Raw genomic sequence first — 23367 nt, 5'->3', positions numbered from 1 at the left:
CCTTGTCCGCTCCTGCTTAATACGTTTCGACGCCAAGGGCCGGAAGCCCGATGGGACCAAAACACTATAAGAAAAAGAGCCATCAAGTGACTGAATATCCAGGAGCGGATCTACAGGGGCGTCTAGCGCTTTCGCTTGTCATTCCGGTTTATAACGAAGTCCAGTCCATCGATCTATTCATCGCCAGGATCGACCAGGTCTTCGCCCGTGAGTCGCTGGTTGACCTGGAGCTGGTGTTCGTCAACGACGGCAGCATTGACGACACCTTGGTGCTGTTGCTGGAACGGCAGAAGGCCGACCCGCGTATCCGCATCGTCGACCTGAGCCGCAACTTCGGCAAGGAGGCGGCGTTGAGTGCCGGCCTGCAAGCCGCTCGCGGCCAAGCGGTGGTGCCGATCGATGTCGATTTGCAGGACCCGCCCGAAGTGATCCTGGAAATGATTGCTCATTGGCGCAACGGCGCCGAAGTGGTGCTGGGACACCGAATCAACCGCGACTCCGACTCCTGGGCCAAACAAGTTTCGGCCAACGGCTTCTACCGTCTGCACAATCGAATCGCCGACCACAAGCTGCCAGAAAACGTCGGCGATTTTCGCTTGATGGATCGCTGCGTGATCGAGGCCTTGCAAACGCTGCCCGAGTCCCGGCGCTTCATGAAGGGGCTGTTTGCCTGGGTGGGTTTTCGAACCACCCATGTGGATTACGTCAGGCCCGAGCGCGCGGCCGGCGAAAGCAAGTTCAACGGCTGGCGCCTATGGAATTTCGCCCTCGAAGGCATCACCAGCTTCAGCACCGAACCGCTGCGTATCTGGACGTACCTGGGGCTTTGCGTTTCGCTGGTGTCCTTTGCATTCGCCATCTTCATCGTGCTGCGCACCTTGATTTCCGGGGTCGACCTGCCGGGTTATGCCTCGCTGATGGTGGCGGTCACGTTCCTGGGCGGTTTGCAACTGATCGGCATCGGCGTGCTGGGTGAATACCTGGGCCGTACCTATATCGAATCCAAGCGTCGGCCGGTTTTCCTGGTGCGGCGCGTCTATGACGCCAAGGACTGACCATGGATCTCAAGGAAACCGACATCCTGGGCCCTGATATCGACCGGCATTGGTATTACCGTTCGAAAGCGCGGGCCATGCTCCACATGCTCAAGGGCACCTCGGCCAGGACGCTGCTGGACGTCGGCGCCGGCTCGGGTTTTTTCTCCCATCATTTGTTGACCCATACCGATACGGCCCAGGCCTGGTGCGTGGACATCAGTTATCCCGCCGACTCCGATGCCAGCACCGCCGGCAAACCGGTCCGCTACCGACGGGCCATCGATGCGCTGGACGCCGACCTGGTGTTGCTGATGGATGTGCTTGAACACGTGGATGATGACTTGGGACTGCTCAAGATGTATGTCGACAAGGTGCCGTCCGGCAGTCGCTTCCTGATCACGGTGCCGGCGTTCCAGTTTCTCTGGAGCGGCCACGATGATTTTCTCGAGCACAAGCGCCGCTATACCCTTGGGCAACTGGAGCGCGTCGTGGCGCAGGCCGGTTTGCAGGTGCAACAAGGTGCATATTATTTCGGCCTGGTATTCCCCATTGCCGCCGCCCTGCGCCTGTTGCCGCGCGCCCGTTCCGAGGTGCCGGCCAAGTCGCAACTGTCGCGGCATTCTCCGTTGGTCAATGGCGTGCTGAAGTCATTGTGCAGCCTGGAACGTCCGTTCATGGGCGCCAACCGTATCGCCGGCCTGACTGTGTTCTGCCTGGCGCAGAAGCCGTGACCTGGACGCAATCGCCGTTGTTGCGACGTGCCTTGCGCTTTGCCCTGACGGGCCTGGTCGTTACCGGGGTGCACGTGGTGGCCGCTGTGCTGTTCATGCACCTGATCCTGGCGAATCCGCCGCTGGCCAATGGTTTCGCCTTCGTAGTAGCGACCGTGCTGTCGTATCTGATCAACACCCTCTGGAGCTTTTCCGCACGGTTGCATGGCCGCACCCTTGGCCGTTTCCTGGTGGTTTCAATTGGCGGTTTCTGGCTGGCGATGCTGGTTGCCTGGATCGCCCAAAATGCCGGCCTGGGTTACCTGGCCGGCATTGCAGCCGTCGCGCTGATCATTCCGGTGTTCACCTTCATTCTGCATAATTTCTGGACGTATCGATGATCGTTCGTGGCAAGCACTACCTGATTTCCTCGCTGCCCGTGCTGTTGGGTGTGTTGGCCTTTTTATTGGTGATAGGCCCCCGGGTGCTGGACCCGACGAACATTGCCTGGTTGGGGGAGGGCGACGCGGCGACCCACTACATGGGCTGGGCGTTCTTCCGTCATTCGCCCTGGACCTTTCCATTGGGAATGAACCCTTCCTATGGCCTGGAACTGGGCAACGGCATCATTTTTTCCGATTCCAATCCGCTGCTGGCATTGCTGTTCAAGCCCTTCAGCGCCTGGCTTCCCGAGACATTCCAGTATTTTGGCCTGTGGCTGCTGACCTGTTTCATCTTGCAAGCATGGTTCGCCTGGAAACTGGTTGGCCTGCTGACGCCGTCGGTGTGGATCAGGCTGTTGGGCGCGGGCTTGTTCGTGTTTTCGCCTCCGATGTTCCTGCGCATGGGCGGGCATCTGTCCCTGTCCGGGCACTTCCTGATCCTGGCCGCCCTGTACCTGGCGCTGCGGCCCGACTTGCACAGGCGCCGGCTGGCCTGGGGCGCGCTGCTGGCTGCGACGGCGCTGGTGCACGCATACCTGTTGGCCATGGTGGCGTTGATCTGGCTGGCTGACCTCGCCACTCAGGTCGTCAGGCGTCGGATGTCCCGAGGCGATGCGTTGATTGAACTGGCGGGACTGTTCCTACTCGTCGCGTTCTGCTGCTGGCAGGCGGGTTATTTCAGTGTTGGCGGCGGGACGGTGGCGGGCGGCTATGGATTGTATCGCCTGAACGTCATGTCGCTGATCAACCCCAGTGGCTGGTCGCACACGTTGCGAGACATGCCTCAGGGCCCGGGCGACTACGAGGGGTTCAACTATCTGGGGCTGGGCGTCTTGATGTTGGCGATCTGCGCCGGTGTGGCGCTGCTGCAAGGCAGTACCGGTCTTGTCCGCGCGGTGCGCCATAGGCGGTTATTGCTGTGGGCATTGATCGGGCTGACGCTTTTTTCCCTGACCAATACCCTCGGTATCGGCATGGTGAGTGTGCATTATTGGCTGCCAGACATTCTTGAAAAGGCGGCGAATGTGTTTCGCGCAGCCGGTCGGATGTTCTGGCCGGTGTTCTATGCCATCGTGTTTGCCGTGATTTTCCTGGTGATCCGCGGCAACAAACCGCGGGCCGCGGTGTGTCTGCTGGCGATTGCCGTGGTGGTGCAGATCCTGGATACCCACGCTGGATGGGCCGGCCTGCGCAAGAGTCGGATGATCGCGTCCGCCTCGAGTTGGCCGACCTCGCTGGTTGATCCTTTCTGGGCCAGCGCCGCCGGTCACTATTCAAAAGTCCGGACGTTGATGCCGCAGAACCAGCCGGACAGTTGGATGTTGAGCAGCCAATACGCCTTGACCTATGGCCTGGAGACCGATGGGGTCTACCTGGGGCGCATGGGCGATCGGGCGATCGAGCAAGCGCAGCGACATGCCGACCAGATGCTTGCCACGGGCCGATATGACGCGGATTCGCTGTACATTCTCGACAGTCGCGCCACGCTGCTGGCGGCGCAAACCGTCAATCGCCAGACCGATCTGCTGACCCGCATCGACGGCCTCGTGGTCCTGGCGCCGGGCTGGAAAACGTGCACCCAGTGCCCGCCGTTCGCCGACGAAACGCTTGATGTGCAAGTGAAGCTCGGCGAGCGCCAGGTTTTCAGTCGTAGCCATGGGATGCTGGTCGGCGGTTGGGGCCGCGTCGAGGAGTGGGGCGTGTGGTCCCAGGGGAGCGAGGCTGAGATGGTCTTGCGGGTGCCGCCAGAGGCCAGGGTCATTAGCATCGAGGCGGCGGCGTTCGTGCAGCCGCAGCACACGCGCCAGCGAGTCGAGGTTTCGATCAACGGCGTTGCGGCGTTGTCGACGCAGTTCACACGTATGCAGGACAACACCCTGGAACTGCCCCTGACGCCGGCCATTCGCGAAACGATTGGCGTGAATGGGCAGGTGCGCGTGCATTTTCGTTTGCCCGATGCAATCAGTCCCAAGGCCCTAGGCCTGGGTATGGATGAACGCATCATGGCCTTGGGATTGAAGTCCATGACGGTGAAGTGAGGCTTTCGGCGCATAGACGCGCAGCCCCCGGCCTTCCTACACTGCATTGGGTCAAGGAATCGGGGGCAGGGGATGAATCGCAACGAATTGCGCAAGGCCGACATCAACCTGATGGTGGTTTTCGAAACGCTGATGCTTGAGCGCAACGTGACGCGGGTGGCGGAAAAACTGTTCCTGGGCCAGCCAACCATCAGCTCTGCTCTCAATCGCTTGCGCAAGATGTTCAATGATCCGCTGTTCATTCGCGTCGGTCACCGCATGGAGCCGACGGCCCGGGCCGAGGAAATTATCCGGCATCTTTCGCCGGCACTGGATTCGCTGTCGGTGGCCTTGAGCCTGACGCACGATTTCGAGCCTGCCAGCAGCACCATGACGTTTCGCATTGGCCTGTCCGATGACGTCGAGTTCGGCCTGTTGCCGCCGCTATTGGGCAGCCTGCGGCAAGAAGCGCCGAACATCGTGTTTGTGGTCCAGCACGTCGACTACTGGCGTATCCCCGATTTGCTGGCATCGGGCGACATCACCGTGGGCATCAGCCAGACGCGCGGGCTGCCGGCCAATGCCAAGCGCAAATTGTTGCGACACATCCAGCCCCGCGTACTGCGCGCCGATGCGTCGGATACGCCGCTGACCCTGGATGAGTACTGCTCGCGGCCTCATGTGCTGGTGTCCCACACCGCCAACGTAGCCGGTTTTGCTGACGAATGGCTGGCCGAAATCGGTCGCACGCGCCAAGTGGTGCTCTCGGTTCCGCAATACAGCGCATTGCCGGCGTTGCTGGCCGGCACTGATCTGATCGCCAGTTTGCCGGACTACACCGCAGCCGCCATGGCCGCTTCGGGGCAACTGTTCAGCGAACCCTTTCCCTTCACGACCCCGGCGCTGGACTTGTCCATGGTCTGGCTGAGCCATGTCGACAGTGATCCGGCCGAACGCTGGTTACGCTCCCGGCTGGAGGCTTTCATGGGCGAGCGCGTCGTCTCGGCACAACCATGAAAGCGTGAAACGACGAAACAAAATCCTGCCTCAACGAAGCGAGTCGAGGTAAGGTTGTGCGGCTGAAACCACATCGTCATATTTTCGAAAAGGAGTCGAACACATGCCTCACCTGCACATGGAGTACACCGCTAATCTGGCCGGGTTGAAAGCCGATGTCGCACTGTTGCGCCTGAACAACGCGCTGGTGGCGTCCGGTCAGTTCGCCGCCGAGTCCGATATCAAGAGCCGGGCCGTGAAACTCGAGACTTTCCGGGTAGGCACGGGCATGGGGGAACGGGGTTTCGTGCACGTGAAGCTGGCCTTGCTGAGCGGCCGCTCGCCGGAAATCAAGAAGCAACTGGCCGACAGCCTGCTGGCCGTTGTCCAGGAACTCGGCCCATGGCCGGCCGATGTTTCGGTGCAGTTGTGCGTGGAAATCCTCGACATCGATCGCGGCCCTTATGCCAAGGCCTTGATCGGCAATTGACGATCAAGCGTCGCGTGCGACGCAGGCCTTGATGATCTGCTCGCGCAGCCAGGTGTTGGCGCTGTCCTGGTCAGCGGCCTGGCTCCACTGCATGTTCAAGGTGAAACCGGGCAGGCCTCTGGGCGCTTCGTGATGATTGAAGGTTGCCTCGCTGGCCAGCAGTTTCTGGATGCGACGGGGCAGGGTCAGGATGAAGTCGGTACCGGTGATCAATTTCAATGCGGCGCTGTAGCTGTTGGCGCGAGCGGCGATCTGCCGCTGTTGTGCCTGTTGCGACAGCCAGCCGTCCACCATGTTGGTGGCGGAGGCCCAGGGCGTCGGGAAAACGTGGCGGCGCTGGACGAAGGACTGAAGGCTCAGTTGCGGTTCCAGCGGCGTCGCCTGTTTATCCACGACGCAGACCAGGTCTTCCTCCAGCAGTTGCCGGGATTTGAAGTCGGCATGATTGCTGTGGAAGTTCGGACCGAAGCAGATCACCAAGTCCAGACTGCCGTCGCGCAGTTCCTGGGCGGGTATGTCGGCCTGTAGCTTGTGCACGTTGACTATCACCGGCAAATCGGCGTAATCGAAGCCCCGCAGCAGGTGCGGCAGGATCAGGTGTTCGAAATACTCCGGTGCGCAGATATTGAACGTGACGGCTTGCCCCGTCGGGTCGAACGTTGGCGCGCCGGCATGGCACAAATTGATACTTTGCAAAATGGCCCGCACATGGTCGTACATGCCCTCGGCTCGGTCGGTGGGGCGCATGCCGGTGCGGGTGTTGATAAACAGTTCGTCTTCGAAACAGGTCCGCAATTTCTTGAGGCAGTAACTGACGGTTGACTGGCTGACACACAATGCCTCGGACACGCCAGAGACGCTGCTTTGCTCGTACACGGCGCTAAACACCATGAGGTCTTGCATATCGAGCTTTCTGAGGGAATTACTGTTCAGCATCCGTTCTGTCTCTCGCTGTGCTTCCTTGCGCGGATCTTGCGCAAACCAGGCTGGTGATCCTAACGGAACGATGGTCCCAGGAAAATGCCATGCAGGCTATTTCACGGTCGGGAGTGGGACAGATAATGTAGGGAACACGACCTTCGATCAACGAGTGTTTGGTTTATCCCATTGTTTAGCCTGCCACGATCCAAGCTCCGTCAAATCCAGGTTTAAGCTCCCTGGGTGTCGTGCAACGCTTGCTCGATGTACTTCCTGTGATGCACTCATGGACGGTCGGCCTCTAACATTCTCGCACCCGTCATTCGCCGCGATTGATCCGGTCGGCAGACTCACGCCTGCCGGCACCCCATCCCTCAGTGCGTTGCCCTCCGAACTGGCCTTCTGGGCGCTGTGGCACTGTCGTCATGCCCGTCCTCCGGATTTTCGTATTGCCTGTTGATCCTTCGTGGTGCCCGTCGAAGACGGACACAGACTGACGGCGCCCTGTCGCCGTCCGACATGCAAATACGAGCCTGCTCATGAGCCTTGCCCAACTCTCTTTCGCACCCGTGCAACACGCCCACGCATTCCTTGAACAACACCCAGATATCGAATTGTTCGAGCTGTTCATCCTCGATAGCAATGGCGTGCCTCGGGGCAAATTGTTGCACCGGGACGAGTTACTGGCGGTCTACGAAAGTGGCCGACCGTTGCCCAGCACGATCCTCGGGTTGACCCTCAATGGCGATGACGTGGAAAACTCCGGATTGGTGTGGGACGTCGGCGACATCGACTGCCGCGCCTATCCCATCGCCGGTAGCTTGCAACGCATGCCGTGGCGGCTCATCCCGACAGCCGCCGTGCAGGTCGCCATGCACCCCCAGGAAGGGATGCCCGCGACGGTTGCCGATCCACGTTATCTGCTTGGGCGGGTGATCGAGGCCTTGCAGGCCGACGGTTATTACCCGGTGATGGCCGCAGAGCTGGAGTTCTACCTGCTGGACGCCCAGCGCGACAGCCAGGGCCGGCCGCAACCGGCGCGGGACGCCGACGGCGGCCGACCGCGCGCCACCCAGGTCTACGGTTTGCGCGAACTGGAACAGATCGAGCCGTTTCTGGCAGACCTGTATGCCGCGTGCAGGTTGCAAGGCATTCCGGCACGCACAGCGATTTCCGAATACGCGCCCGGACAGGTGGAAATCACGCTGCAGCACCGCCCCGATGCCTTGCAAGCCATGGACGAAGCGGTGCGCTACAAGCGGCTGGTCAAGGGCGTGGCGCACAAGCACGGCATGGTGGCATGTTTCATGGCCAAGCCATTCGATCACTTGGCGGGTTCCGGCATGCACATGCACGTCAGCCTGGCGGACCGGGACGGCAACAACCTGTTTGCCAGCGAAGCCGCCGACGGCACGCCGCTGCTGCGTCACGCGGTGGGCGGCATGCTCGACACCCTGCTCGATTCGCTGCTGCTGTTCTGCCCTAACGCCAACTCCTACCGCAGGTTCCAGAGCAACAGCTACGCACCGCTGGCTGCGACCTGGGGCGTAGACAACCGCACGGTCAGCCTGAGGGTGCCCGGCGGCCCGGCCTCGTCGCGGCACATCGAACATCGTATTTGCGGCGCAGATGCCAACCCGTACCTGGCGGCGGCGGCGATATTGGCCGGCATCCATCGCGGTATCCGCGAGCAATGCGATCCCGGCTCGCCGGTTGAAGGCAACGGTTATGCCCAGGCAACCGAATTGCTGCCGACCGACTGGCTCACCACCTTGCGCGCCCTTGAAGCTTCGAGCTGGGCGCGGGAAGCCTTTGGCACAGCGTTTCTGGACGTTTACCTGGCGGTCAAGGGCGCCGAGTACCGGCAATTCATGGGCGAGGTGGGGGAGCAGGACTGGCGCTGGTACCTGAATCAAGCTTGAAGCGGCGGCCGGCCGCACGCTGCAGACGGGTTAAAATTTGTGGCGTGCTGCTTAAAAAATTATTTAATGGCAACTTTTTCACGAAAAATTGATGGTGGGCTACCTAAAGTTTGTGGTGCCGTAGGAAACGAATTTTTCACATTCGCTACCGCACTTCTTTTTTAAAGAGCAACTTTCAGGAAACCGTCAATCACCATGCCGACAATCAAAGCCGTGCGCCCCGAGTGGGTGACGCTGGTCGCCAGTGCCTTTTTATTATTGGGCTTCAACGTCGTGCTCTGGCAACACTTGCAAGCGATCACGACGGCTGATGCCCGAGGCCTGCTGATGTGCCTGGCATTCGGTGTGATGATTTTCTGCGCGTTCAACCTGGTGTTGACGCTCGTGGCGTTCCGTCCAGTGCTCAAGCCTGTGCTGATGGTCCTGTTTCTGATCAGCGCTGGCGTGGCGTATTTCATGGCCCAATACGGTGTGCTGATCGATGCCGGCATGTTGCGCAACTTTGCCGAAACCAATGCCACGGAAGTTCGTGACCTGTTGTCGTTGAAGTTGTTTGCCTATATCGGCTTATTAGGCGTTTTGCCCTCCTGGTTATTGTTCAAGACTCCGATTAATTATCGGCGCTGGCCCAAGGATTTGCTAAGTAAGCTATTGGTCGGCGTGGCCTCGGCCGCGGTGATCGGCGTGGTTGCCCTGGCCAACTATCAGGGTTTGTCTTCACTGTTTCGCAACCATCATGAACTGCGGTTGATGATCGTGCCGAGTAATTACATCGGCGCATCGATCGGTTACCTGCGCGAGCAAGTCGCATCGGCCAAGCAGCCGTTCATCGCTGTCGGTGAAGACGCAAGCCGTAACCCGGCCTGGCAAACCCACGCACGCAAGTCCCTGACTGTACTGGTAGTGGGGGAGAGCGCTCGTGCCGAGAACTTCGGCATCCTTGGATATAACCGCGACACCACGCCGAAGCTAAACAAGGAAGCGGGCCTGATCGCTTTCACCGATGTCCACTCCTGCGGCACCGAAACCGCTGTATCAGTGCCATGCATGTTTTCCAACATGGGGCGCAAGAACTACGACGCCAGCAAGGCCAAGAATGAAGAGGGCCTGCTGGATGTGCTCAAGCGCGCCGGGCTGGACGTGATCTGGCGGGACAACCAATCCGGCTGCAAGGGTACGTGCGACCGGGTCACCTTGCAGGATGTCAGCAATCTCAAGGATCCGGCCCTTTGCGCCAGCAGTGAATGCCGTGACGAAATCCTCCTCCAGGGACTTCAGCATTTCATCGACACGCTTGATAAGGACACCGTGCTGGTGCTGCACCAGATGGGCAGCCACGGCCCGGAATACTTCAAGCGTTATCCCAAGGAGTACGAGCATTTCACCCCGGTGTGCGAAAGCAACGCGCTGAACAATTGCAGCCGCGAGAGCATCGTCAACGGCTACGACAACACCCTGGTCTATACCGACCACGTGCTGTCGACCTTGATCGACTTGTTGCGGGCCAATCAGGACAAGGTCGACACGGCCATGTTGTACCTGTCGGACCATGGTGAATCCCTGGGTGAATACAACCTGTTCCTCCACGGCACCCCTTACATGCTCGCCCCGGAACAACAGAAGCATGTGGCGATGCTGGCCTGGTTCTCCGACAGCTACCAGAAGTCCTTCTCGGTCGACACCCATTGCCTGCAGCTGAGTCGCGAGAAGCCCCTGAGCCAGGACAACCTGTTTCATTCGATGCTCGGGCTGTTGGAGGTCAACAGCAAGGTCTACAACCCGGACCTGGATATGTTCGCCAGTTGTCGCGGCGCGGTGATCGACGGCGTGCTGGCCCGGGAGTGATCGCCTACACCTTTTTTTCACGCAGTATTGGTTAACCTGTCATCCATTCATTTTCCAAGAGCTGTTCGTATGTCCGGGCCACCCCCATCCACCGTTGAGCTTGAGTTCGCCAGGCAACATGACCAGGAGCATGCGCAGGTTTGCTGCCAGCCGGCGCCTCGACGGTTGCGCCTGGCGCTCTGGCGTGACGATCAGATGGTGCGCAATGCCTTGAAAGCGGCCGGCGAGCCGGGGTTGGTGCTGGATGTGGCATGTGGGGCGGGGCGGTACTGGCCGGTGCTGGCCGAGCATGCCAATCGGGTGATCCTGGCGGCGGACTCGTCTGCGGACATGCTCGATCATGCGCTTACCCACCATGGCGGTGCGTTACTCGAACGGGTCAAGACGTTCCCCAGCTCGGCGTTCACCCTTGGGCTGTCGGCGAACGCTGTGGATTGCATTTTTTGTCTGCAACTGTTTCGGCACATCAGCGCCAGCGAGCATCGCCTGGCGTTGCTGCGCGAATTTCATCGGGTCAGTCGTGACACGGTGATCGTGTCGGTTCAAATCGAGGGGCGCCTCAACATCGGCCATTCGGCGCAACGAAGGCTGGCCGTCAAGGCCGAGATTGAAGCCGAGTTCCGCCAGGCCGGTTTCACCGTGCTGTGGCATCAGGATTTCCTGCCCGGTTTTGCGTTGACGCGGGTTTATGTACTTCGTAAGACCGGTTAGATCCGGATGTAGGACTATTCTTGCGTTTGCGAAGGCGATTTCTCTCAGGCTCATGCTCTATGGATGCTCGCAATCGCTGACGGCGATATATACTGCGCGCCATTCTTCAAGGGAGAGCCGTGTGGCCATCGATATTCATTGGATTCGCGACAACGATAGCCTCGGGCAGTTTTGCGCCGAATGGCAACAGTTGCCATTCGTCGCCCTCGACACCGAATTCATGCGGGTCGACACCTTTTATCCGATTGCCGGCCTGCTGCAGATTGGCGACGGCAAGCGTGCCTACCTGATCGACCCCTTGACCATCGACAACTGGCAACCCTTGGCCGCGCTCCTGGAAAACCCGGCGGTGCTCAAGGTGCTCCACGCGTGCAGTGAAGACCTTGAAGTGCTGCTGCGCCTGACCGGCAGCCTGCCCGCGCCCTTGTTCGATACTCAACTGGCCGCCGCCTACCTGAACCTGGGTTTCTCCATGGGTTACTCGCGGCTGGTGCAGGAAGTGCTGGGTATCGAGCTGCCCAAGGGCGAGACCCGGTCTGACTGGTTGCAACGGCCCCTGTCTGACACCCAGATCAGCTACGCCGCGGAGGATGCGGTGCATCTGGCGGAAGTTTTCGTACAGCTGCGTCCAAAACTGTCCGACGAAAAATCTGCCTGGGTATTGGAGGACGGTGCCGAACTGGTGGCCAACCTCCGTCGCGAAGTGGACCCCTATGAGGTTTATCGCGAGGCCAAGCTGGCCTGGAAACTTTCCCGGGCTCAGTTGGCCGTGCTGCGTGAGCTGTGCGCCTGGCGCGAACGCGAGGCGCGCGCCCGTGACCTGCCGCGCAACCGCATCATCCGTGAGCATTCGCTGTGGCCCCTGGCCCGCACGCAGCCGGATAACCTCGGCGCGCTGGCGAAAATCGAAGACATGCATCCGCGTACTGTGCGCCAGGATGGCGAGTTCCTGCTGGATCTGATCAAGCGCGCCGCCAGCGTACCGCCTGAGCAATGGCCCCCGGCCGTGGCCGAGCCATTGCCTATCGAGGCCTCGGCGCTGGTCAAGCGCCTGCGGGCGTTGGGGCAGGCTGAAGCCGAGCGCCTGGGTATCGCACCGGAACTGATGCTGCGCAAGAAAACCCTCGAAGCGCTGATCAAGAGCGGCTTCCCCGAGGGACCTTACCAATTGCCCGATTCGCTGCGTGGCTGGCGTCGCGAATTGATGGGCCAGGCGCTGCTCGACAGCCTGGCCACTGCCGGAGAACAGCCTTGAAACGTATCTGCTCCATCTACCGAAGCTCGAAGAAAAACGAGATGTACCTGTATGTGCTCAAGAGTGATGCCTTGAAGCGTGTGCCTGAGCCATTGATGGCGGCCTTTGGCAAGGCGATCCATGCCTTCGACCTGGTGCTGAGCCCCGAGCGGGAGCTGTCCCGGGAAGACATTAACAAGGTGCTGGAAAACCTCGACAGCCAGGGTTACCACCTGCAGATGCCACCGGCCGAGGATGAATACATCGAACACCTGCCCGAAGAGTTGCTGCGACGCAACGACCCGGTCTGACGGTATCCTCAGGCACCCGTCCTGGGGGCCTCTTGAAACACTGGAATGATTTATTGGCGATGCCCGCCTGGATGGAGCGACACTCCGTCGGCGGTCGTCCGCACTGTTTTTGAAAGGTTTGATTCATGCGCGTTCTGATTGCCGAACACGACCACGCGGTATACGCCCAGCTGTTGCGCCAGGCTGCACCCGAGATCGAAGTCCTGACCAGCGGCGATTCCGCCGAACTGTCGCGTCTGGCCGCCGATTGCCCGGTCTGGCTTGGTCAGCCCGATCTGCTGGCCACCCTGTTGCGTCAAAGTCACCGACCTCTCTGGCTGCAATCGACCTGGGCGGGCATCACGCCGTTGCTGGCCGAGGGCCTGACCCGTGATTATCGCTTGACCCGTGCGGTGGGCATTTTTGGCCAGGTGATGGCCGAGTACATACTGACTTATATGCTCGGCCACGAGCGCGAGGTGCTGGCACGCTTGGTCAGCCAGGTCGAGCGCAAGTGGGACAATCGCCAGGGGCAGGGCCTGGCGGGGCGCAAGGTGCTGATCGTCGGGACCGGCGATATCGGCCAGCGCGTGGCGCAATTTCTGCTGCCGTTTGGCGTGCAGTTGTATGGCATTGCCAGCGAAGCCCGTGAGTTGGCGCCATTCATCGAAGTTGGAGCGCTGCAGGATCTGCCTCGGCTGGTGGGTGAGGTGGATTACGTGATCAACTTGCTGCCCAACACCCCCCACACCCACGACCTGTATGACGCGGCGCTGTTCAAGCAGTTCAAGCCCAGCGGACTGTTCATCAACGTTGGGCGCGGCGTGGCGGTGGTGGACGCGGACCTGGTCCAAGCGTTGAAAGAGGGTCATTTGGCCGGTGCGGTCATCGACGTCTGCCGCCAGGAGCCGCTGCCGCAACGCCATCCGTTCTGGACCGCCTGGGGCCTGCTGCTGACCGGCCACAGCTCCGCTCCGACCTCACCGCCAATGATGGTGCAGTTGTTCCTGGAGAACCTGCAGGCCTACCAGGCCGGTGAAACGCTACGCGGGGAAGTGGATTTCAGCCGGGGCTACTGAACCACGATAAGATTCTGTGGGAGCGGGCTTGCTCGCGAAGGCGGTGTGTCAATCAACATATTTGTTGAATGTACTGGCCCCTTCGCGAGCAAGCCCGCTCCCACAGTGGTTGTTTCAGTGATCACTCAATGGGTTTACAAAGTGAAATCACCCTCAGCCACCAGCTCACTCAACGGCCGGCGCGGGCTTGGGGTTTCGCGGGCCTGGAGGTATTCGGCCAGCGTGGATTTGTCGCCCAGCTTGCCAATCGCCACGGCGGCGTGCAGGGCATAGCCTTGCGGGATCTTCAGTTCCTGGCGGGTCAGTTCCTGATCGAAACCGGCCATGCCATGGGTGTGCCAGCCGCTGAGGCTGGCTTGCAGTGCCAGGTGGCCCCAGGCCGCACCGGTGTCGAAGGTGTGGCACAGCGCCGCGGTTTCCTCGGTGGCGCCAGGCACGGCGAAAGTGGTTTTCGACGCAATGATCACCAACGCCGAGGCATGTTGCGCCCAGCCACGGTTGAATTCATTGAGCAGGCCCAGGAAACGCTCCCAGTTCGGCGTGTCACGGCGCGCATAAAGGAAACGCCACGGTTGCGAGTTGTATGCCGAGGGTGCCCAGCGCGCAGCCTCGAAAAAGCCCAGCAGGGTTTCTTCGGCAATGCCTTCGCCGGTAAAGGCGCGGGGCGACCAGCGCTCGATGAATTGGGGATGAATGGCGTAATCGGCAATGCGGGAGTTAGCGCTCATGGGGTTACCTGACCGGATTGAAGAAAGTGAATGAAGCAACCTACGTTCCGGCGCACGGCCTGACAAGCCCCGCCATACCGACAGTCGCCAATGCTTGGCCTTGAGAGGCCCCGGCACTAGACTGTCGGCCTTTTCACCATTTGATATTGATACTTGAACCATGGCCGCCAAAGTCGAACCGTTCTGGATACGCAAAACCCTCGATCAGCTCGATTCGCAGGAATGGGAATCGCTGTGCGACGGCTGCGGCCTGTGCTGCCTGCAAAAGCTCGAAGACGAAGACGACAACAGCGTCTATTACACACGCATCGCCTGCAAACTGCTGGACCTGAAAACCTGCCAGTGCACCGATTACCCCAACCGTCGGGACTTCGTTCCCGATTGCATCCAGCTCACGCCGGGCAAGGCCGATGAATTCAAATGGCTGCCACCGACCTGCGGTTATCGATTGGTCAGCGAGGGCAAGGACCTGCCTTTGTGGCACCACCTGGTTTGCGGCGACCGTGATGCCGTGCACCATGAACGCATTTCCCAGTCCGGGCGCATGTTGGCCGAAGGCAGCGTGGCGGAAGAGGATTGGGAAGATCATCTGATTTTCCGCGCCGGCTGAATCGCCGGGTATTGCACGACCAGGGAGAATTCATGGCAGCTGGATTGAAACGGATGCTGGCGGCCGGGCTGCTGGTGGTGTGCGGGCCGTTATGGGCGGCGCAGAAAGTCGATCTGGATTATCACGTGCACCTGTTGCCGCAAAGCGATCAGGCCGAGGTGCGCCTGACGTTGGCACGGGGTTCGGCGGTGCGCAGCCTGGATTTCGACCTGGGTGACGGCAGCCGCTACAGCGACTTCAAGGCAGACGGTCAATGGCAGTTGAGTCCCGGCAAGCAAGCGCGCGGCGTCTGGCGTCCAACGGCCGACAAGGCGAGCCTGAGCTACCGGGTGCGTATCGGTCATGCCCGCAAGAACGCCACCTTCGAAACCCGCATGACCCCGACCTGGGCCTTGCTGCGCGGCGATGACCTGGTGCCGTCGGCCAAGCTCGACCAGCAGGACGGCGTCGAACTGGTGGCCCGCCTGGACGTTGAATTGCCCGACGGTTGGACAAGCATCGAGACGCCTTGGCCGCGCATCGGCAAGCAACGCTTTCGCATCGACAACCCTTCGCGGCTGTTCGACCGTCCCACCGGCTGGATGCTTGCCGGCAAGCTTGGCAGCCGTCGCACCCGCCTGGGGGAAACCGAGGTCACCGTGGCCTCGCCCCGGGGCCAGGGCATGCGCCGGATGGATGTTCTGACGCTGTTGACGTTTGTCTGGCCGCAGGTGCAAGCGTTGGTGCCGCGCCATCCGGCCAAATTGTTGATCGTCGGCGCGGGGGACCCGTTGTGGCGCGGCGCCCAGGCCGGCCATGACTCAATCTATCTGCACAGCCGTCCGCCCCTGGTCAGCGAGCGAGGTGCCAGTCCGTTGCTGCGTGAATTGGTGCAGGCGCTTGCGCGTATCAACGACCAGGATCGTAGCGACTGGATCAGCGAAGGGTTGACCGAGTACTACGCCATCGAGCTGCTGCGCCGTGCCGGCGGTATGAGCGATGAACGCTATCAGGTCCTCAATGACCGGCTCGCCCGTGACAGTCGGAGCGTGACGACCTTGCGCGGCGAACAGATCGGCCCCGCGACGGTGGCCAAGGCGGTATTGCTGCTACAGGAACTGGACCGCGAGATTCGCCTGAAGACCCGCAACAAGCGTTCGCTGGATGATGTGTTGCAGGGGGCGATGCGCTTGGAGACAGTCGATACCAAGGAGTTTGTGCAGCTCAGTGAAAGCATCTTGGATGGGCCTTCTACTGTGCTTGATAGCCGGTTACTTCAGTAGTACCGCATTCGCGAGCATGCCCGCTCCCACAGTGGATCTTCAGTGAACACATCATTTGTGTATGACTGGATTACTGTGGGAGCGGGCTTGCTCGCGAAGAGGCTATCAGCCTCACCGCACCTATTGAATCAAAGGCCAGCCCGCGGTGAACTCAGCGAATCATTCCCCGTCACAGTAGCTGTACCCGTCGCCGCCTCGGCATTGGCTTTCATGCGAGTCAGCTCATCACCGGCCTGTTCGATCCGGGCGCGGGCGCTGTTCAGGTTCTGGCGATTCTTCTCCAAAAGCGACTTGGCCGAACAATGCCCGGTGATACCCCTTGCCAATGCCATACCGCCGATAGCCAGTTGAGCCAGACCGATCACACCGCCACGGCGCAGCCCCTTGCCCATCATCAGCACACCGCCAGCCAGTGAGCCAATGCGTTCCCAGCCATGCACGTTCTGTGGCGGATGGGATTGGAACGGGGTGCTCTCGATTGGCTCGAACGGATTGTTATCGCTCATGATCTGTCTCCAGTGTGGGGATTGGTATAAAGCTGACTGCCCGAGCGCTGGCCTTGTTCAATCGGATTTCGCACCGATCAGCGGAATTGCGGCCCCGAACGGGTGTTATTGCCCTTGGCCATGCGGTCGTACAGCACGACATTGACGGTGGCGGCCAGGTTCATGCAACCGGTGGTGGGGATGTACACCACGTCTTCGCACCAGTCACGAATGTCTTTGTCCAGCGAACCGTCTTCGGGGCCAAAGATATACAGCGCCCGGTCCGGGTGCGTGTACTCAGGCAGCGGACGCGCACCGTCCACCAGTTCCACCGCCACCGGCACGCAGCCCAGGGGCAGGATTTTCTTCAGGTCGTCAATGCCAATCAGCGGGATGTCGTAGTGGACCTTCTTGGTATCGGTGACAAAGTCGGCGGCGCGCTCGTAGCGCTTGCCGGTGTAGAACACCGACGCCACGCCGTAGCAGCCGGCGGCGCGCATGACCGAACCGACGTTTTCCGGTGACTTGGGGTTGAACAGACCGATGCAGCTGTAGCGTTTGTTGGCCACGGGCGGGTGCCTTTGGGGAAAAGGCGCGATTATACGGGGAATGCGGGAGGGTGGTCAGTTTCGCGATTGGTGGTGAAGGGTGCATCGCCTTCGCGAGCAAGCTCGCTCCCACAGGGTTTCGTGAGCGTTGGAGAGAGTCAATGGACCAAGCCCGCTCCCCAGGATGCTGGAAATCTCTGTGGGAGCGGGCTTGCTCGCGAAGGCGGCCTTACAGACTGGAAAGCTCTCTGGTAATGACAGCTACTCGTCTTTCTTCATCAACCCGGCCAGCGCCGCAAACGGGTTATGGGTGGCCTTGGCGATTTTCGGAGTGCTCAGGGAGCCGTCGCCGAAATATTGCTGGTCGGTGTAGCGCGAGTGCTCGTTGTCGTGGCAATACAGGCATAGCAGTTCCCAGTTGGAACCGTCCTGCGGGTTATTGTCGTGGTTGTGGTCGCGGTGGTGAACGGTCAATTCACTCAGGCGCTTGCCGGAAAACTCACGGGCGCAGCGGCCGCAGACATGGGGGTACATTTTCAGGGCTTTGTCGCGGTAGCCCATTTCCCGGTCGCGCTGGGCATCGGCGAGGATGCGGTCCAGCTTGGCGGTGTTGGACGGTGGCGTTGACGAACTCATGGGTTCACCTTTGTAGAAAAGACTGATGACGGTTGAGCACAGTTTAGCTTAGCCCTTGAGCTTCTCGGCAATCCAGATGGTGTGACGGGTGCCTTTGTTGCCATGGGCGAACACCTGCACCTCTTCGGCCTTGAAACCGGCCTTCTTCAGTTTGTCGGAAAACTGCCGATCGGCGCTGGCCGACCACACTGCCAGCACACCCTTGGGCCGCAGGGCCTTGGCGCAGGCTGCCAGGCCGCCGGCCGAATACAACCAGCTGTTGGCTTTCTGGGTCAGGCCTTCGGGGCCGTTGTCGACATCCAGCATGATCGCGTCGAAACCCTGGGGCTCGGCTTGCAGCACCTTGGCCACGTCTTCCATGCGAATCACGGTGCGCGGGTCCGACAGCGGTCGCCCGGCCTTTTCTCCCAATGGCCCCCGATTCCACTCCACCACCCCGGGCACCAGCTCGGCCACCACCACCTCGGCGGTCTTGCCCAGGTGCTTGAGCGCCGAGGCGAGGGTGAATCCCATGCCAAGGCCGCCGATCAGCACGCGCGAGCCAGGACGGCCGGCAACCTTGCGGCAGGGAATCTCCGCCAGGGCGTCTTCGGAACCGTGCATGCGGGTATTCATCAACTGCCCGCCGTCACCGCCCTGGATCTTGATGACGAAGTCTTCGCCATACTCGAACAGGCACAGGGCACCGCCGTTATCAGGGATGGGCGTGGTGTCGAGCAGAACGAAACGTTTCATGGATATCTCAAGAGGAGGGCAAACCGGCGCGGTAAGGACTAGCCTGAAGGTAGACAATAGCCACGGAGCCATTGATGAAGTGCATCATTCTAACGGCCATTGCCCTGGCGGCGCTCTCAATAAGTTGCGCACAGGCCCAGCAGCCGACGATTCCGGTCAGCCCCTCCAGCGTCCCTGGCTCGCCAGGCACCGCCACTCCCATGCCGTATCCGCCGGTCACGCCCAACGGCGTGCCCAAAGTGGCCCCGGGAAACGGCGGGCCGCCCTTGCTGCCGCCCATCGAAATGCCCCGGCCGCCCAAGGACCAGCCGATACCGGGCATGGAACCGAAACCGCCGAAGGCCAAGTCGCCGGGTGGCTAGCCCTATAAGCGATGGATTCCTGTGGGAGCGGGCTTGCTCGCGAAAGCGGTGTGTCAGGCAACAAGGATCCTGACTGATCTGACGTCTTCGCGAGCAAGCCCGCTCCCACAAGTCACCGGGTTTGCGGCTAGACCTGCTGCGACAGCAGCTGCCCATCGGCCATGCGCAGGCGCTTGGACAGGGAGACGGCGAGGGCGCGAATGATCTTGGCGGCGATCTTGGGTGCGTCGTTGAGCATTTTTTCCAACGAATCCTTGCCCAGGTTCAGCAACTGGCAATTGCTGGCGGCAATGCAACTGGCCGAGCGTCGCTCGCCATCGAGCACGGCCATTTCGCCGAATGCCCGGCCGCTGCGCAACGTGGCAATGGTCACCGGTTGGCCGTCGGGGCCGGTTTTCTGCACGGCCACTTGGCCGGTGTGGATGATGCACATGAAGCTGCCGGCATCGCCCTCGCGGAAAATCGCCTCGCCCTCGGCGATGGCACTGATGCTGAAATAGCCCGAGGCTGCGGCGAAGTCCACGGGCAGCAACTGGTCGAACAGACCGCAGTCCATCAGCCAGTCGCGGATTTCTTTGTTCAATAAGGTCGGTTCTGACATGTCGTCACGGTCTTTTTCTTGTGGCTGCTACGTGTTTGGGTGAAATACCTGTGGGAGCGGGCTTGCTCGCGAAGACGGTGTGTCAGTCGACACATCAGCTGAATGTCAGTCCGCCTTCGCGAGCAAGCCCGCTCCCACATTTTTGAGGCTGCATCGTTCCCTAAGACCGGGCCGCCCCACAGAGTTCCTCAGGCCAGCCCTAAAACCTTCAAGACAAATGCATATTCGAGCGCTACGTCACGCAATCCCTGGTAGCGACCGCTCATCCCGCCGTGGCCGGCGCCCAGTTCGGTCTTGAGCAGCAGCGGGTTGCCGTCGGTCTTGGTGGCCCGCAATTTCGCCACCCACTTGGCGGCTTCCCAGTACTGCACGCGGCTGTCGTTGTAGCCGGCGATGACCAGCAGCGCCGGGTACGCCTGGGCGCTGACGTTTTCGTAGGGGGCGTAGGCGCGTATCCGATCATAGACGTCTGGCTCCTGCGGGTTGCCCCATTCGTCGTATTCGGTGACGGTCAGGGGCAGGTCCGGGTCGAGCATGGTGTTGAGGACATCGACGAACGGCACTTCGGCGATCGCCACCTTGAACAGCTCCGGGCGCTGGTTGAGCACCGCGCCGATCAACAGGCCACCGGCGCTGCCGCCGCTGATCGCCAACTGCTCGGCAGTGGTGAAACCGTTGGCAATCAAATGCTCGGCGCAGGCGATGAAATCACTGAATGTGTTGGGCTTGTGCTCCTGCTTGCCGGCGCGGTACCAGGCTTCCCCCAGCTCGCCACCGCCGCGCACGTGGGCGATGGCAAACGCCACGCCACGATCGAGCAGGCTCAGCCGTGAGTGGGAAAACCACGGGTCGAGGCTTTCGCCATAGGCGCCGTAGCCGTACAGATACAGCGGCACAGGTTTGCCGAGGGCTTCGCGCTTGACCACCAGGCTGATGGGCACTTGCGTGCCGTCCGGTGCCGTGGCCCATAGCCGCTGGCTGACGTAGGCATCGGCGTCGAATGGGCCGAGCACCGGCGTTTGCTTGAGGACGACCTGTTCGCCACTGGCCAGGTCCAGTTGGCGGATCTGTGCCGGGCGGTTCAGGGCCTCGTAGCGCAGGCGAATGCGCTCGCTGACGAACTCCAGGCTGTTCTGCACATGCAGGCTGTAGGCCGCGTCCGGCAGTTGCACCCGATACGCCGGCAAGCCCTGTGGATGAACTTCGATGATGGGCAGGCCGCCTTCACGCAAGCTCAGGGTCAAGGCCCCGGCGTTCAGGCTCAGGCCGTCGATCATCACGGTGTCGCTGTGGGCGATCAGGTTCTGCCAGTCGGCCTCGGTCGGTGCCACGCCGGTATCGGCGGCCTGGTACAGCGCGAAATTGATGCCGTCGCGGTTGCTGCGGATCAACCACGCCCACTGGCCATCGAGCAGGCCGTGGTCGACGTCGTATTCATGGTTTTCCCGCCGTGGCGCCAGGCAGGTGAAGGGCTGCTGCGGTTGCGCGGCGTCCAGCACCCAGATTTCGCTGGTGGTCTTGCTGCCCAGGGACAGGATCAGTTGCCGTTCAGAGCTTGAACGGTAGCAATGCAGGAAGAAACGCCCGTCCGGCTCATGGAACACCTCTTCGGCGGCAGTGCCATCCAGGCGATAGCGCCAGAGTTTGTGCGGGCGGTGGGTCTCGTCCAGCTCGCCGAAAAACAGCGTCAGGCTGTCGTTGGCCCAAGTCATGCTGCCGTCACAGTCCTCGAAGGACAGTTCACTGACCTTGTCGTTGGATAATTCCTTCACGAACAGCGTGTAGATCTCATCGCCCGAGGTATCCAGGCTGTAGGCCAGGCGCTGGTGGTCGGGGCTGATGCTGAAGGCGCCGAGGGAAAAGAAACCGCCGCCGGCCAGCTCGTTCGGGTCCAGCAGCAATTGTTCGCGGCTTTCGTCCACGGTCAGGCTGTCGTCGGCCGGACGCGGGCAGCGGTAGTGGCGCGGGTATTCATCACCGGCCGTGGTGCGGGTGTAATACAAGTAGGGGCCCCAGGGCGAGGGCAGGGACAGGTCCGTCTCGAGGATCCGGCCCTTGATCTCCTGGAACAAGGTTTCGCGCAGTCCGGCCTGGTCGGCAAGTTGCGCCTCCTGATAGCTGTTTTCAGCCTTGAGGTAGTCGAGCACGGCGTCGGTGTCGCGCTCCTGCAGCCAGGCGTACGGGTCAACACCCGGGTCCTTGCGGGCGATCGGGGCGTTGGAAACGTGGGCAGATAGGGACATGGAAGACTCTCGAACATTGTACGAAAAAGGGACCAGCGGCCGGCCTGGTTAGTTCTGTCCAGTCCATCGAACCGGACACACCGGCCACTGTGCAGACACCGGGGCAGCCTGACGAGCGAAAAGCCGTTACTATAAGCGTCTCTTTGCCTGCCTTGCCATGGACACCATGACCGAGAACGACTATCTGATCGCCTGGGGCCTCTACGCCTTCGCCGCCCTGGGCTGCCTGCTGGTGTGGATGCGCATGACCCGCTGGATGTGGCGTTGGTTGCGCGAGCCGCTGCGGCTGTTGATGGCGGTGTTGCTGTTCAGCCCCACCATTGTCGACCCTGTGAAGGACAAGGTCGCCCCGGCCGTGGCCATTGTCGCCCTGGACGCGTTGTTCAAGGTTGGCAACAACGCCTGGCGGGCCGTGTCCGATCTGCTCATGTACGGCATGATCGCTTTCGGCCTCTACCTGGTTCTGGTGTTGATCCGCTTTCCTATCGAGCGTGCATCCAACGCTCGCAAGGAGCGCGCTGCCGCCGCAAAAGCCGCTGCCGCCGCCGATGAACCGCAAGACGAGCCGCCGTTCGGCGTGGCAGGGGATGATCGCTACGGTCGCCCGCCCGTGCCGAGCAACCCCCAGCGTTCGCGTATCGAACCGCGCCTGTAGCAGGCCTGCCCCTTGAAGCGAGAGTTCGAGCATGTGTGAGTTATTGGGCATGAGTGCCAATGTGCCGACCGATATCGTGTTCAGCTTCACCGGGCTGATGCAGCGCGGTGGCAAGACCGGGCCACACCGCGACGGCTGGGGCATCGCTTTCTACGAAGGCCGTGGTCTGCGCCTGTTCCAGGACCCGGCCGCGAGCAGCGAGTCGGAAGTGGCAAACCTGGTGCAGCGTTATCCAATCAAGAGCGAAGTGGTGATCGGCCACATTCGCCAGGCCAACGTCGGCAAGGTCTGCCTGTCCAACACCCACCCATTCGTGCGAGAGCTGTGGGGGCGCAACTGGTGTTTCGCCCACAACGGCCAACTCGCCGATTTCCAGCCGGGTGTGAGCTTCTATCGCCCGGTCGGCGATACCGACAGTGAAGCGGCGTTTTGCGACCTGCTCAACCGCGTGCGCGGGGCATTTCCGGAACCGGTTGAGGTCGAGCAACTGTTACCTTCGCTGCTTGAGGCCTGCGCCGAATACCGCAGCAAAGGCGTGTTCAATTGCCTGCTGAGCGATGGTGACTGGCTGTTCTGCTATTGCTCGACCAAACTGGCCCAGATCACCCGCCGCGCGCCGTTCGGCCCGGCGAGGCTCAAGGATGTGGATGTAATCGTCGATTTCCAGGCTGAAACCACGCCCAACGATGTGGTCACCGTGATCGCCACCGAACCCTTGACCGAAAACGAAAACTGGACCCGCTATGAACCGGGCCAATGGAGCCTGTGGCGACGCGGCGAATGCGTCAGTCACGGTCGGACCGAATAAG

25 protein-coding genes are annotated in these 23367 nt (G+C 61.1%); 17 read left to right on the top strand and 8 right to left on the bottom strand.

Going from position 1 to position 23367, the window contains the following annotated elements; all coding sequences use genetic code 11:
- Positions 1 to 86: 86 nt before the first annotated feature.
- The 6 genes from PFLQ2_RS07885 (at position 87) to PFLQ2_RS07910 (ending at position 5694) form a co-directional block, all read left to right on the top strand.
- Positions 87 to 1055, top strand: coding sequence for a glycosyltransferase family 2 protein (locus PFLQ2_RS07885; RefSeq protein ID WP_003184289.1), 969 nt, complete (start codon positions 87 to 89; stop codon positions 1053 to 1055).
- Positions 1056 to 1057: 2 nt separating this feature from the next.
- A complete protein-coding gene (locus PFLQ2_RS07890) occupies positions 1058 to 1768 on the top strand; it encodes a class I SAM-dependent methyltransferase (RefSeq protein WP_003184287.1) in 711 nt (236 codons plus the stop codon).
- The gene (locus PFLQ2_RS07895; protein ID WP_003184285.1) at positions 1765 to 2148 is read left to right on the top strand and encodes a GtrA family protein; all 384 of its coding nucleotides are present in this window, start codon (positions 1765 to 1767) and stop codon (positions 2146 to 2148) included. The genes PFLQ2_RS07890 and PFLQ2_RS07895 overlap by 4 nt, the downstream gene beginning before the upstream one ends.
- Positions 2145 to 4229: a DUF6311 domain-containing protein gene (locus PFLQ2_RS07900; protein ID WP_003184283.1), complete on the top strand. Its 2085-nt coding sequence runs from the start codon at positions 2145 to 2147 to the stop codon at positions 4227 to 4229. The genes PFLQ2_RS07895 and PFLQ2_RS07900 overlap by 4 nt, the downstream gene beginning before the upstream one ends.
- Positions 4230 to 4301: 72 nt before the next feature.
- Positions 4302 to 5225: a LysR family transcriptional regulator gene (locus PFLQ2_RS07905; protein ID WP_003184280.1), complete on the top strand. Its 924-nt coding sequence runs from the start codon at positions 4302 to 4304 to the stop codon at positions 5223 to 5225.
- Positions 5226 to 5328: 103 nt separating this feature from the next.
- A complete protein-coding gene (locus tag PFLQ2_RS07910; RefSeq protein WP_003184278.1) occupies positions 5329 to 5694 on the top strand; it encodes a 5-carboxymethyl-2-hydroxymuconate Delta-isomerase in 366 nt (121 codons plus the stop codon).
- Positions 5695 to 5697: 3 nt separating this feature from the next.
- Here the strand turns inward: PFLQ2_RS07910 and PFLQ2_RS07915 are convergent, their stop codons facing one another.
- Complete coding sequence (locus tag PFLQ2_RS07915) at positions 5698 to 6630, bottom strand: LysR family transcriptional regulator (protein WP_003184276.1); 933 nt, start codon at positions 6628 to 6630, stop codon at positions 5698 to 5700.
- 521 nt (positions 6631 to 7151) lie between these two features.
- Between PFLQ2_RS07915 and PFLQ2_RS07920 the strand changes: the two genes are divergently transcribed.
- The 6 genes from PFLQ2_RS07920 (at position 7152) to PFLQ2_RS07945 (ending at position 13693) form a co-directional block, all read left to right on the top strand.
- Positions 7152 to 8534 carry a glutamine synthetase family protein gene (locus PFLQ2_RS07920; protein ID WP_003184273.1) on the top strand — a complete coding sequence of 461 codons (1383 nt, stop codon included), beginning with the start codon at positions 7152 to 7154 and terminating at the stop codon, positions 8532 to 8534.
- A 195-nt stretch (positions 8535 to 8729) separates the two neighbouring features.
- Complete coding sequence (locus PFLQ2_RS07925; protein WP_003184271.1) at positions 8730 to 10379, top strand: phosphoethanolamine transferase; 1650 nt, start codon at positions 8730 to 8732, stop codon at positions 10377 to 10379.
- A 69-nt stretch (positions 10380 to 10448) separates the two neighbouring features.
- Positions 10449 to 11090, top strand: coding sequence for a class I SAM-dependent methyltransferase (locus tag PFLQ2_RS07930; RefSeq protein ID WP_003184268.1), 642 nt, complete (start codon positions 10449 to 10451; stop codon positions 11088 to 11090).
- 121 nt (positions 11091 to 11211) lie between these two features.
- Complete coding sequence (gene rnd / locus PFLQ2_RS07935) at positions 11212 to 12345, top strand: ribonuclease D (protein WP_003184265.1); 1134 nt, start codon at positions 11212 to 11214, stop codon at positions 12343 to 12345.
- Positions 12342 to 12635 carry a YcgL domain-containing protein gene (locus PFLQ2_RS07940; protein ID WP_003184263.1) on the top strand — a complete coding sequence of 98 codons (294 nt, stop codon included), beginning with the start codon at positions 12342 to 12344 and terminating at the stop codon, positions 12633 to 12635. The genes rnd and PFLQ2_RS07940 overlap by 4 nt, the downstream gene beginning before the upstream one ends.
- Before the next feature lie 125 nt (positions 12636 to 12760).
- On the top strand, positions 12761 to 13693 hold the full coding sequence (locus PFLQ2_RS07945) for a D-2-hydroxyacid dehydrogenase (protein ID WP_003184260.1): 933 nt from the start codon (positions 12761 to 12763) through the stop codon (positions 13691 to 13693).
- A 134-nt stretch (positions 13694 to 13827) separates the two neighbouring features.
- Here PFLQ2_RS07945 and PFLQ2_RS07950 read toward each other — a convergent pair whose 3' ends face one another.
- Entirely contained in the window at positions 13828 to 14421 is a 594-nt protein-coding gene (locus PFLQ2_RS07950) for a nitroreductase family protein (RefSeq protein ID WP_003184258.1), read from the bottom strand.
- 160 nt (positions 14422 to 14581) lie between these two features.
- On the opposite strand from PFLQ2_RS07950, the gene PFLQ2_RS07955 reads away from it, so the two are divergent.
- Entirely contained in the window at positions 14582 to 15031 is a 450-nt protein-coding gene (locus tag PFLQ2_RS07955) for a YcgN family cysteine cluster protein (RefSeq protein ID WP_003184256.1), read from the top strand.
- Between the two features lie 32 nt (positions 15032 to 15063).
- Positions 15064 to 16293, top strand: a complete 1230-nt coding sequence (locus PFLQ2_RS07960) for a hypothetical protein (protein ID WP_003184255.1) — start codon at positions 15064 to 15066, stop codon at positions 16291 to 16293.
- A gap of 128 nt (positions 16294 to 16421) precedes the next feature.
- On the opposite strand, the gene PFLQ2_RS07965 is transcribed toward PFLQ2_RS07960, so the two are convergent.
- The 4 genes from PFLQ2_RS07965 to PFLQ2_RS07980 form a co-directional block, all read right to left on the bottom strand.
- Complete coding sequence (locus PFLQ2_RS07965; RefSeq protein WP_003184253.1) at positions 16422 to 16799, bottom strand: YgaP family membrane protein; 378 nt, start codon at positions 16797 to 16799, stop codon at positions 16422 to 16424.
- Between the two features lie 77 nt (positions 16800 to 16876).
- Complete coding sequence (locus PFLQ2_RS07970) at positions 16877 to 17347, bottom strand: RNA methyltransferase (protein ID WP_003184248.1); 471 nt, start codon at positions 17345 to 17347, stop codon at positions 16877 to 16879.
- Positions 17348 to 17587: 240 nt separating this feature from the next.
- Positions 17588 to 17962: a YajD family HNH nuclease gene (locus PFLQ2_RS07975; RefSeq protein WP_003184246.1), complete on the bottom strand. Its 375-nt coding sequence runs from the start codon at positions 17960 to 17962 to the stop codon at positions 17588 to 17590.
- A 48-nt stretch (positions 17963 to 18010) separates the two neighbouring features.
- The gene (locus tag PFLQ2_RS07980) at positions 18011 to 18697 is read right to left on the bottom strand and encodes a spermidine synthase (RefSeq protein WP_003184244.1); all 687 of its coding nucleotides are present in this window, start codon (positions 18695 to 18697) and stop codon (positions 18011 to 18013) included.
- Between the two features lie 74 nt (positions 18698 to 18771).
- On the opposite strand from PFLQ2_RS07980, the gene PFLQ2_RS28990 reads away from it, so the two are divergent.
- The gene (locus tag PFLQ2_RS28990; protein WP_088021792.1) at positions 18772 to 19059 is read left to right on the top strand and encodes a hypothetical protein; all 288 of its coding nucleotides are present in this window, start codon (positions 18772 to 18774) and stop codon (positions 19057 to 19059) included.
- A 127-nt stretch (positions 19060 to 19186) separates the two neighbouring features.
- Here PFLQ2_RS28990 and PFLQ2_RS07990 read toward each other — a convergent pair whose 3' ends face one another.
- Both PFLQ2_RS07990 and PFLQ2_RS07995 read right to left on the bottom strand, forming a co-directional pair.
- Positions 19187 to 19660: a cyclic nucleotide-binding domain-containing protein gene (locus tag PFLQ2_RS07990; protein ID WP_003184242.1), complete on the bottom strand. Its 474-nt coding sequence runs from the start codon at positions 19658 to 19660 to the stop codon at positions 19187 to 19189.
- Between the two features lie 188 nt (positions 19661 to 19848).
- Positions 19849 to 21903, bottom strand: coding sequence for a S9 family peptidase (locus PFLQ2_RS07995; RefSeq protein ID WP_003184241.1), 2055 nt, complete (start codon positions 21901 to 21903; stop codon positions 19849 to 19851).
- A 157-nt stretch (positions 21904 to 22060) separates the two neighbouring features.
- Between PFLQ2_RS07995 and PFLQ2_RS08000 the strand changes: the two genes are divergently transcribed.
- The gene (locus PFLQ2_RS08000; protein WP_003184240.1) at positions 22061 to 22558 is read left to right on the top strand and encodes a hypothetical protein; all 498 of its coding nucleotides are present in this window, start codon (positions 22061 to 22063) and stop codon (positions 22556 to 22558) included.
- A 31-nt stretch (positions 22559 to 22589) separates the two neighbouring features.
- Positions 22590 to 23366, top strand: a complete 777-nt coding sequence (locus PFLQ2_RS08005) for a class II glutamine amidotransferase (RefSeq protein ID WP_003184239.1) — start codon at positions 22590 to 22592, stop codon at positions 23364 to 23366.
- Position 23367: the final 1 nt, after the last annotated feature.

The organism is Pseudomonas fluorescens Q2-87, from assembly GCF_000281895.1.
GTDB lineage: Bacteria > Pseudomonadota > Gammaproteobacteria > Pseudomonadales > Pseudomonadaceae > Aquipseudomonas > Aquipseudomonas fluorescens_S.
Note: the sequence above shows the minus strand (reverse complement) of the source record. Positions and strands in the feature narration are given on the sequence as shown.

Excerpts from the sequence above, each read along its gene's own strand:
- PFLQ2_RS07980 (WP_003184244.1), bottom strand. The coding sequence starts at position 18,697 with ATGAAACGTTTCGTTCTGCTCGACACCACGCCCATCCCTGATAACGGC.
- PFLQ2_RS07900 (WP_003184283.1), top strand. The coding sequence starts at position 2,145 with ATGATCGTTCGTGGCAAGCACTACCTGATTTCCTCGCTGCCCGTGCTG.
- PFLQ2_RS07950 (WP_003184258.1), bottom strand. The coding sequence starts at position 14,421 with ATGAGCGCTAACTCCCGCATTGCCGATTACGCCATTCATCCCCAATTC.
- PFLQ2_RS07905 (WP_003184280.1), top strand. The coding sequence starts at position 4,302 with ATGAATCGCAACGAATTGCGCAAGGCCGACATCAACCTGATGGTGGTT.
- PFLQ2_RS07995 (WP_003184241.1), bottom strand. The coding sequence starts at position 21,903 with ATGTCCCTATCTGCCCACGTTTCCAACGCCCCGATCGCCCGCAAGGAC.
- PFLQ2_RS07955 (WP_003184256.1), top strand. The coding sequence starts at position 14,582 with ATGGCCGCCAAAGTCGAACCGTTCTGGATACGCAAAACCCTCGATCAG.
- PFLQ2_RS08005 (WP_003184239.1), top strand. The coding sequence starts at position 22,590 with ATGTGTGAGTTATTGGGCATGAGTGCCAATGTGCCGACCGATATCGTG.
- PFLQ2_RS08000 (WP_003184240.1), top strand. The coding sequence starts at position 22,061 with ATGGACACCATGACCGAGAACGACTATCTGATCGCCTGGGGCCTCTAC.
- PFLQ2_RS07915 (WP_003184276.1), bottom strand. The coding sequence starts at position 6,630 with ATGCTGAACAGTAATTCCCTCAGAAAGCTCGATATGCAAGACCTCATG.
- PFLQ2_RS07945 (WP_003184260.1), top strand. The coding sequence starts at position 12,761 with ATGCGCGTTCTGATTGCCGAACACGACCACGCGGTATACGCCCAGCTG.
- PFLQ2_RS07890 (WP_003184287.1), top strand. The coding sequence starts at position 1,058 with ATGGATCTCAAGGAAACCGACATCCTGGGCCCTGATATCGACCGGCAT.
- PFLQ2_RS07925 (WP_003184271.1), top strand. The coding sequence starts at position 8,730 with ATGCCGACAATCAAAGCCGTGCGCCCCGAGTGGGTGACGCTGGTCGCC.
- PFLQ2_RS07965 (WP_003184253.1), bottom strand. The coding sequence starts at position 16,799 with ATGAGCGATAACAATCCGTTCGAGCCAATCGAGAGCACCCCGTTCCAA.
- PFLQ2_RS07910 (WP_003184278.1), top strand. The coding sequence starts at position 5,329 with ATGCCTCACCTGCACATGGAGTACACCGCTAATCTGGCCGGGTTGAAA.
- PFLQ2_RS07960 (WP_003184255.1), top strand. The coding sequence starts at position 15,064 with ATGGCAGCTGGATTGAAACGGATGCTGGCGGCCGGGCTGCTGGTGGTG.
- PFLQ2_RS07990 (WP_003184242.1), bottom strand. The coding sequence starts at position 19,660 with ATGTCAGAACCGACCTTATTGAACAAAGAAATCCGCGACTGGCTGATG.
- PFLQ2_RS07975 (WP_003184246.1), bottom strand. The coding sequence starts at position 17,962 with ATGAGTTCGTCAACGCCACCGTCCAACACCGCCAAGCTGGACCGCATC.
- PFLQ2_RS07930 (WP_003184268.1), top strand. The coding sequence starts at position 10,449 with ATGTCCGGGCCACCCCCATCCACCGTTGAGCTTGAGTTCGCCAGGCAA.
- PFLQ2_RS28990 (WP_088021792.1), top strand. The coding sequence starts at position 18,772 with ATGAAGTGCATCATTCTAACGGCCATTGCCCTGGCGGCGCTCTCAATA.
- PFLQ2_RS07920 (WP_003184273.1), top strand. The coding sequence starts at position 7,152 with ATGAGCCTTGCCCAACTCTCTTTCGCACCCGTGCAACACGCCCACGCA.